Origin of the sequence: Sphingobium sp. TB-6 (assembly GCF_012927365.1) — a bacterium.
Lineage (GTDB): Bacteria > Pseudomonadota > Alphaproteobacteria > Sphingomonadales > Sphingomonadaceae > Sphingobium.
This window is the reverse complement of sequence record NZ_JABBGL010000028.1, coordinates 36,946-45,026: the sequence shown is the minus strand read 5'-3', so window position 1 is coordinate 45,026 and position 8,081 is coordinate 36,946. Positions and strand designations below refer to the sequence as shown.

The 8,081-nt window shown below is 61.2% G+C and carries 6 protein-coding genes and 1 pseudogene; 2 read left to right on the top strand and 5 right to left on the bottom strand.

Going from position 1 to position 8,081, the window contains the following annotated elements:
* Nucleotides 1-106: 106 nt before the first annotated feature.
* From HHL26_RS22575 to HHL26_RS22565, 3 genes are read right to left on the bottom strand one after another with little or no spacing between them, the layout of a single operon-like run.
* Nucleotides 107-1,558 (bottom strand): efflux transporter outer membrane subunit, encoded by a 1,452-nt coding sequence (locus HHL26_RS22575; protein ID WP_169576782.1) that lies wholly within the window; start codon nucleotides 1,556-1,558, stop codon nucleotides 107-109.
* Between the two features lie 5 nt (nucleotides 1,559-1,563).
* A complete protein-coding gene (locus HHL26_RS22570) occupies nucleotides 1,564-3,081 on the bottom strand; it encodes a DHA2 family efflux MFS transporter permease subunit (RefSeq protein ID WP_169576781.1) in 1,518 nt (505 codons plus the stop codon).
* Entirely contained in the window at nucleotides 3,078-4,217 is a 1,140-nt protein-coding gene (locus tag HHL26_RS22565; RefSeq protein WP_169576780.1) for an HlyD family secretion protein, read from the bottom strand. Before HHL26_RS22565 ends, HHL26_RS22570 begins: the two co-directional genes overlap by 4 nt.
* A 213-nt stretch (nucleotides 4,218-4,430) precedes the next feature.
* Here HHL26_RS22565 and HHL26_RS22560 point away from each other — a divergent pair.
* Nucleotides 4,431-4,610, top strand: a pseudogene (locus tag HHL26_RS22560) (transposase); the annotation flags it as partial.
* A gap of 80 nt (nucleotides 4,611-4,690) precedes the next feature.
* Here HHL26_RS22560 and HHL26_RS22555 read toward each other — a convergent pair.
* Nucleotides 4,691-4,876: an ATP-binding protein gene (locus HHL26_RS22555; protein ID WP_277349448.1), complete on the bottom strand. Its 186-nt coding sequence runs from the start codon at nucleotides 4,874-4,876 to the stop codon at nucleotides 4,691-4,693.
* Between the two features lie 79 nt (nucleotides 4,877-4,955).
* Between HHL26_RS22555 and HHL26_RS22550 the strand changes: the two genes are divergently transcribed.
* Nucleotides 4,956-5,504, top strand: a complete 549-nt coding sequence (locus HHL26_RS22550; protein WP_240962562.1) for an AarF/UbiB family protein — start codon at nucleotides 4,956-4,958, stop codon at nucleotides 5,502-5,504.
* 14 nt (nucleotides 5,505-5,518) lie between these two features.
* Here the strand turns inward: HHL26_RS22550 and HHL26_RS22545 are convergent, their stop codons facing one another.
* Nucleotides 5,519-7,885 (bottom strand): TonB-dependent receptor, encoded by a 2,367-nt coding sequence (locus HHL26_RS22545; RefSeq protein WP_169576779.1) that lies wholly within the window; start codon nucleotides 7,883-7,885, stop codon nucleotides 5,519-5,521.
* Nucleotides 7,886-8,081 lie beyond the last annotated feature (196 nt).

The following is an 8,081-nucleotide window of genomic DNA, read 5'->3' as shown; positions in this document are numbered from 1 at the left end:
TCTCCGACCTCAGCGAGGCCCTCGAAAATATCCAGGAAGCGATCGACAAACTGACGGATTTACAACCCGAGAGCCTTCGATGGGGCGACTGAAATCCTATGTCGCGTTACGTACCTTTGCCGGGATTTGACCCTGATAGTGAACGCCAGCCGCCCGCAGTCGCAACGTACAGTCGCGCGACGTTGAGAAACTGTCGGGTGCGGGCAAGGACGAGGCCGTTGCTTGCACGCTGGTAAAGGCGCTCGGACTCGAGCACCTGTAGGATGCCGGAATTGCCCACTTCGAAGCTGCGACGCGACAGGTAGCGCGAGCGCTCGGCGACTGAAAGAGACTCGCTCTGGTTGGCTACTGAGCGGGCATCACTCTGGATCGCAGAGAGTAGATCGGCGACTTGGCCAAAGGCGTTAAGCACCGTTTGCTGGTAGGTGGCCTCGCTCGCCTTGGCGCGGTTGATCGCCGCCGCGCGCTCGGCCTTCAAGGTCCCGCCGTGGAAAATAGGCGCAGTCAGGCCGGCGAACAGGTCGTAGCCCCGAAAGGCGTTCTTCACGAGGTCGCCGACCGCGGGTGCTCCTTGCGTGAGCGTCGCGCCGAGCGTGATGTCGGGATAAAGCCGCGCGGTTGCAACGCCCACGCCCGCTGCAGCTGCATGCAGTTCAGCCTCTGCCTGGAGGATATCGGGACGCCGATGCACCAGCTCCGAGGGTAGGGCGACCGGAACAGACGGGGGGAGCGCCAATTGCGCGAGATCAAAGTCGGTCGGTTCCAACTCGGCTGGTGCGATCCCGATCAGCGTAGCGAGGAGGTGGCGAGCTTCCGCGAGTTGCTGGTCAAGCTGGGGTAGATCGCTGCGGTCTGCGGCATATTGGCTCTGTGCATTCAGCACCTCGACGAGCGTGCCTTCGCCCCCGGCCCGGCGTTTCTGAGTTAGATCCACGTTGCGCTGATCTTCGGCTAGCAGCCTGTTGGCAGTGGCGATCTGTGCGCGCAGAGCCGCAATCGCCAGCACCTGATTCACCACCTGGCCTGCAAGAGTGAGGTGTGCGGCCTCGGTCTGGCGTTGCTGCGCCTCCGCCCGGGCGGCACTCTGCTCGACCTGACGACGAAGCCCACCGAACAAATCCAAGTCGTAGCTGATGCCGCCGCCCACCGAATACAGGTGAAATTCCGGATTGCCGCCCGACGCGAGCGGATTGACCCCGGAGAAGCCGAACCCCGCAAGGTTGACCTGCTGTTGATCGGCCCGCGCATTGGCGTCGATCTGGGGCAGCCGCCGGCCCGAGACCGCTCGCAGCTCGTCGAGCGAGGCTGCAAGGGTGGCATTGCTCGCGGCTAGGCTGCGGTTGTTGGTCAAAGCGCGATCGACCAGCGCGTTTAGCTGTGGCGAGCCGAACGCGGTCCACCAGCGCTGCTCCGGCCCGGTGCCGAGCACGGCGCGAGACGATACCGCCTCGCCAGCCGGCTGATAGGCCGTAGCGGTCGGAGCCTGCGGCCTTATGAAGTCGGGGCCTACGGTACAGCCTGCCAGGGTGGCGGCGAGGAGTAGGGAAGCGATACGCATCGAATTCAGTCCATGTGGATCGTCGGACCCTCGCCGGCGTCGGCGCGGGGCCCGCGCATCAGCAGCAGCAGCGGGATCACTGCCAGGGTCAGAAGGAAGAGGAGCCAGAACGCATCGACATAGGAAACCATCGCCGCCTGGCGTGTAATCTGGGCGTTCAGTGCGGCGACCGCGCTCGGCACGTCGAAGTCAAAGCCTTGCGTCATGACCGGATTATCGGGCCGGATGCCCTCGACGAGACGGGAATGTACCGTGGCACTGTTGCGAATAGTGAGGGCCTGCAACACTGATATGCCAACCGCCGAGCCGATGTTGCGCGTGAGGGTGAAGATCGCCGCACCCTCATTGCGGTACTTTATGTCAAGCGTTGCAAAGGCGATTGTTGTCAGCGGCACGAAGACGAGGCCGGTCCCGATACCCTGGATGAAGCCTGAGAGGATTACCAGGCGCTCGTCCATGCCGAGCGAAAAGCCCGACATGATGTGCAGCGAAAAGGCGGCAATCGCGAAGCCGATGAAGATCAGGAGCCGCGCGTCGACTTTTTTGATGAGCCGCCCAACAACGATCATCGAGATAAGTGTGCCGACCCCGCGTGGTGCCGTAACAAGGCCGGTGAGGACGACGGGATATCCCATCAGTGTCTCCAGCATCGTAGGCAGCAACGCGAGGACGCCGAAAAGCACGGTACCAAGAAAGAAGCCGAAGATCGAACCGGTGAGGAAGTTACGATCCTTGAACATGCCGATATCAATGAATGGCTTTTTCGCGGTTAGCGTATGGACGACAAACAAGTAGCCGAAGAAGACGCCCAGCGCTGCTTCGATGCATATCTCGAGAGAGCTGAACCAGTCCTTGGTCTGGCCGCGGTCCAGCATCAGCTGGATTGACCCCAGCGCGAGCGCGAGCATCGCGAAGCCGAACAGGTCGAGCCGTGGGCGCATTGCATCCTTTGTCTCTGTCAGGAACGCCGAAAGGCCGGCGAAAGCGAGCAGCCCGATCGGCAGGTTGATGTAGAACACCCATCGCCATGATAGGTTGTCCGTGAGCCAGCCGCCCAGCGCCGGACCGATGATCGGGCCGAGGATTGCACCCATGCCCCAAACCGCCATGGCGGGGCCGTGCCGTTCCGGCGGGTTGATGTCGAGCAGGATGGCCTGGCTCATCGGCACCAGCGCCGCGCCGAAGACGCCCTGAAGCAGGCGGAAGCCGACCAGTTCGCTCAGGCTGTTGGCGATGCCGCACAGCCCCGATACGACGGTGAACCCGACGATCGACCACAACATAAGCCGCTTGCGCCCGAATCGACCGGCGAGCCAGCCGGTCAGCGGCGTCATGATGGCCGCTGCCACGATGTACGACGTGAGGACCCAGGTAATCTCCTCGCCCGATGCCGACACGCTGCCCTGGATGTGCGGCAGCGCGACGTTGGCGATAGTGCTGTCGAGCGAGTTCATCACGGTCGCCGCCATCACCGACGCGGTGATGAAGCGGCGAGCGACCGGGTCGGGATAGATTGCAGTCATCGTTTCTCGGTCGCGCTGCCGAACAGGTGGCGTTTGTAGCCTGTATCGACCGTCACCTCGACGCTGAGCCCGGCATGCAACGGCACGTCCTTGGGCAGCTGGTCGATGCTGAATTCGACGGGCAGGCGTTGGACGACTTTCACCCAGTTGCCCGTCGCGTTCTCCGCCGGGAGCAGCGAGAAGCTGTTGCCGGTGCCCGGGCTGAAGCTTGCCAGCCGCCCGGTGAGCTTGAGGTCAGGGAAGGCATCGACGCGGAAGGTCGCACGCTGGCCGACCCGCATGTGAGCCAACTGGTCCTCCTTGAAATTGCCTTCGACCCATAGCTTCGTGCCGGCGAGGGTGAACACCGGCTTCGACGCCGCGACATAGCTGCCGACCTGAAGCTGGTTCACCTTGGTGACGATGCCGTCCTGCGCTGCGCGCACCACCGTATAACCAAGGTTGAGGCGCGCGCGCTCAAGCGCCGCCTGGGCGCGCTGGACACCGGGCTGGCGCTCGGTTGGAGCGTTGATGCTACCCGTCAGCGTCGCGGCGACGCCGGCATTCTGCTGAACGGAGGTCTGGATCTGCTGGCGCGCCGTCTGCGCCGCGAGCACAGCCTGATCATACTGGTTCTGGGAGGATATTCCCTCGGCGAGCAGCGACTTCTGGCGTGCCGCCTCGCGGGTCGCGTAGGCGAGGCGAGCCTGTGCCGCCTGCAACCCGGCTTCACCTTCGCGATAGTTGGCACGTAGCGATGAAACTTGGGTCCTAGCGTTGGCAAGTTCCGCCTCCGCCTCGTCAACTGCCGCCTGGTACGGCGCCGGATCAATGCGGAACAGCACATCGCCCGCCTTTACCCGTTGGTTGTTGACCACTGCCACTGCGATCACCGGGCCGCTGACACTGGCGCTGACTGGTACCAACCCAGACTGGAGATAGCCGTTGTCCGTGTCCTGATAGCGTCCGCCGCTCAGATAGAAGAACAGCCCCAACGCCAGCGCAATCACTGGCGCTGCGAGCAGCAGCGGCTTGCGTAGGCGCTGCCGGCGCCCCGGTGTGGAATCGACTGATTGTACGACGGGCGCGGGCTCCGTGACCGGCACCGCGTCTTCTAGCCCAGGCTTATCGCCGAAGCTGCTTTGTCCGTTATCCAATTCTCATTCCTGGCGGTTGTGAGGAGTTATAAATGCCCGGCCGTCCACGCTGGTGCGAACTCGGTCGCAACCACCGTTTGCGGGATTATTGGGGGCATCCTTGCCATGCCCGCTCCAGTACGGCAAACACATATAGTATGGAGCCTCACGAATTGGCTCTGCGTGGGATAGCCATGAATTATGGCTGGACCTGGTATAGGATGCGGCGGCTGAAGCGCCATCGCTTCGTTCGCGCGCGGCCTCCGGCGCGATATCGATGCCGTGCGCGCCGCATTGATTTTGCCGTGGAGCACTGGACCAGTCGAAGGTAAGATCAACAAGCTCAAGCTCATCAAGCGTTCCATGTACGGCCGGGCGGGCCTCGACCTACTCCGGGCGCGCATCATGGCATGACACCTGCACCGAAAGTGCGGGAGAGCCCAAAAGTGGGCATCTAAAATTCCCTAGTTTGGCGGGAGGGTTTGTGTCGGTGATCAGCCGTGATGGAGATCGGGCTTTTCCTTTGCTGGCGGGCGGCCGCGCCGTTTCGGCAAGGACGGCGGTTTGATGGAGGGTGCCATGCGCGCATGCTCGGGCAGTAGGTCGGCGTGCTGTCGCATGCGATAGCTGGAGCCCTCGATCTGGATGACCACGGCGTGGTGAAGAAGGCGGTCAAGCACCTAAACCGTCTTATTGATCAATTAGAGAAGAAGGTCACCGCTCCCCAAGGCCGCACGCGATCGTCGAAGTCCCGCGATAATGGTTGATTTGGCCTCGAGCGACGGGCTTGATGCAGCCGCCTTGAAGGAAAGGGAGCACTTTGAGCAAATCCTGGTCCTGTTCGGGCGCCATGGCCTCAAGGGGCTGGCCGCCCGGCTCGGTCTGGGACTCGGTGGTGAAGAGCCCCTCGACAGCGCGCGGCCGGAAGCCGTCGTCGCGCTCTTGCGGGACATCGGCCCCGTAGCCGTCAAGTTCGGGCAGATCCTCGCGATGCGTGGCGACCTGCTCGAGCCAGCGTGGGTCGACGCTCTGTCGAAACTGCAGGATCGGGTTCCGCCGCTGCCATTCGCGGTCGTGCAACCGCTGATCGAGAGCTTTTTCCGCGAGTTCGACGCCGAGGCGATCGCGGCAGGGTCGATCGCGCAGGCCCATGCGGCGACGCTGCTCGACGGGCGGGATGTGATCGTCAAGGTCCGACGTCCGGGAATAGAGCGGATCGTCGATGCGGACCTGCGGATACTACGGCGATTGGCCCAAATTGCGGAGCGCCGCGTCCCCGAGATCGCCCGACTGAAGCCGGACAGTTAAATCGTCACCACGCCCTAGTAATCGAAGGTTAGTGTTAAGCCATATTGGCGTGGAGCCCCGAACGTGCCGAAAGCGATGCGATCGCCGCGCTGAGTGTAGACGTGGCTTCGCCAAGCCTCGTCCGTGAAGTTCTTGACCCAGGCCTGCAACTCCCACTTCTTATTTGCACTGCGCCAGGAAACCCAGGCATCACCCAGCGTGTAAGCCGGAATGACGTCGAGCGGATTGTTGTCGGCATTGGTGAATGACTTGTCCTGGTGGCGACCGCTGACGTTGGCTGTGAGCACGTCGCCCCAAGACAACTCGTGGCTGAGCTGAACATAAGCGCTCCAGACGTTCTTGGGCGCTTGACGCAGGCGGTTGCCTGAGAAGTCGCCGGTGCCGCTAATGTCCGGAGTGCCGAAAAAGCTTTTATATTTAGCATCGAGATAAGCGTAGGTACCGCCAACCTCTAGCCACTCTACAGGCCGCGCGGTCAACTCGACTTCGACGCCCTTGATCTCCGCAGTGGCCGCATTCTCGGTGATGAACTCACCGAAATTCGAACCTACAGGTTGAAAGAAACGGGTAACCTGAAGGTCGGAATAATCAATATAGAAAGTCGAGGTATTAAGCCGGAGGCGACGGTCGAACAGGTCGAGCTTAGCGCCGACTTCGTAATTTGTTGCTTTCTCCGGATTAAAGGCCTTGGTCGCGACCGTCGCCGTTGTTGCGGCCCCTGTGAAGCCCCCGCTCTTAAAACCGGTAGAGACATTTGCATAGACCATAATGTCTTTGCTCGGGCGGTATTGGGCGTTTATTTTCCATGAGAAATTCTTCCAGCTATCTTCACCCCTGGTCAGAGGAAACGCGGTGTACAGCAGGATCAAAGTTGGCGAGCCAAGAATGTCGTTGCGGGCGCCAATCTCCTTTTTCTCATAGGAGTAACGCGCGCCACCGGTAATCGTCAGCGTATCGGTAATGTCGAAGCTCGCCTGACCGTAGCCAGCGATGCTGTTGCCAGTGAAGAACATGTTCGCAGCGGCGAGGCTGGGCTTGAGCGAAGCGTCTGACAGAGCTGGGAAACCGACCGCCTCGACGCGATCAATGTCTTCGTGCGATGCGAAGATGCCGGCGACCCACTTTAATCGCTGGCCCGATGGTGAAGTAAGGCGAACCTCGCCCGTCGCCTGCTTACCCTTCTCCTCGACGATGTCGGTAGTATCGAAGGTGAAGCCGACGGTGGGAGCTGCGGTGAGGCCGATGTTGGGGCTCCCGTGTGCGCCGGTCAAATCGATGACCGGGCTAGGCGGAAGTCCGGATGAGTCGAGCACATTCTTGTACGTGGAATCCCGATAGGCACCAAGCACGGTCAGCGTCGCAAAGCCGAAGTCATGATCAAGCTGGGCCATCCCGCCGAAGATTTCGCGTTTGGAGTATCCTAGTATTTCGCCAGCGTAGCTGTAGACACCTCCGTGCTTACCGCTCGCGCCACCGATCGCCACGTTGACCGCGACGGGGTTGGACGCGCACAGGCAATTGTGCAAAGGGCCGGCCGAGCCGACCGGCTCACGATTGTCAGTACCGAAATCGTCGTTGGCACCGTCGAGCGAGATCAGCAGCGTGGTCGCGTCTGACGGCTCCCATTTGACGGCAGCACGCCATGCGAAGCGATTGACATAACCGATGTGGTCACTGTCTTCGGTGCCGAATGGAATCGCCGGCACACCGACGTTTACGCGGGTCAGGTACCCGTCTGTCTTGCGGCGGCTGAAAGAAAGCCGCGCAGCGAGCGTGTCGCCGATCGGTACATTTACGCCGGCACCGGTGTCGAACGTGCCAAAATTCCCGACCGTCTGGCGAACCTTCAGCTCGAATTCGCCTAGCGTCGGCTTCTTGGTGACGTAGTTGATCACGCCGGCAATGGCGTTCTTGCCAAACAGCGTGCCCTGAGGACCGCGCAGTACCTCGACCTGCTCCAGATCAAAGATGTCTATGTTTGTCGCGGTACGGGCGGCGAAATAGACGCCATCGACCATTACCAAGGTGGAATCGGACGCGCCGGCACCATCCTCTTTGGTGCCGATGCCGCGGATTGCAAGCTCTGGCTGCCCCGGGCTGAACGAGTTGATCACCAAGCCCGGGGTTCGGCCTTGGAGATCCTGAAGCGACGTAATGTTGGCATGCTCAAGCATTTGGCCATTGAACGAACTGATCGCGATCGGAACGTTTTGCATACTCTCAGCGCGCCGCTGGGCGGTCACGACGATGTCAGCGATGCCGCTGGTTTGCTCGGCCGGCGGATCGGCGTCGACAGCGACCTGTCCATTGGCCGCTGCGGACCAGAGAACGGCTCCCATGAACGCGCCCGAACTCAAAATCTGCGCTGTCTTGATAGACATCGTTCTCTCCCCCAATTTTTTAGATTTTTAAGACATTAACTTATTCTGGTCAAGTGCTCAGTCAAATGGAGCCATAGAGGGTTCGTCCCGGCAAAGATACGTTTGGCGACATAGGATTCCTGGAACTCATTGCAGCATATAGGGAATTCTGGCTTTTCTTCCCCCCAAAACTGAGCAGATTTTGCAGCCTCTGACC

Coding starts and splice junctions, on each gene's coding strand:
- HHL26_RS22545 (WP_169576779.1), bottom strand. CDS start 7,885: ATGTCTATCAAGACAGCGCAGATTTTGAGTTCGGGCGCGTTCATGGGA.
- HHL26_RS22550 (WP_240962562.1), top strand. CDS start 4,956: ATGGTTGATTTGGCCTCGAGCGACGGGCTTGATGCAGCCGCCTTGAAG.
- HHL26_RS22575 (WP_169576782.1), bottom strand. CDS start 1,558: ATGCGTATCGCTTCCCTACTCCTCGCCGCCACCCTGGCAGGCTGTACC.
- HHL26_RS22570 (WP_169576781.1), bottom strand. CDS start 3,081: ATGACTGCAATCTATCCCGACCCGGTCGCTCGCCGCTTCATCACCGCG.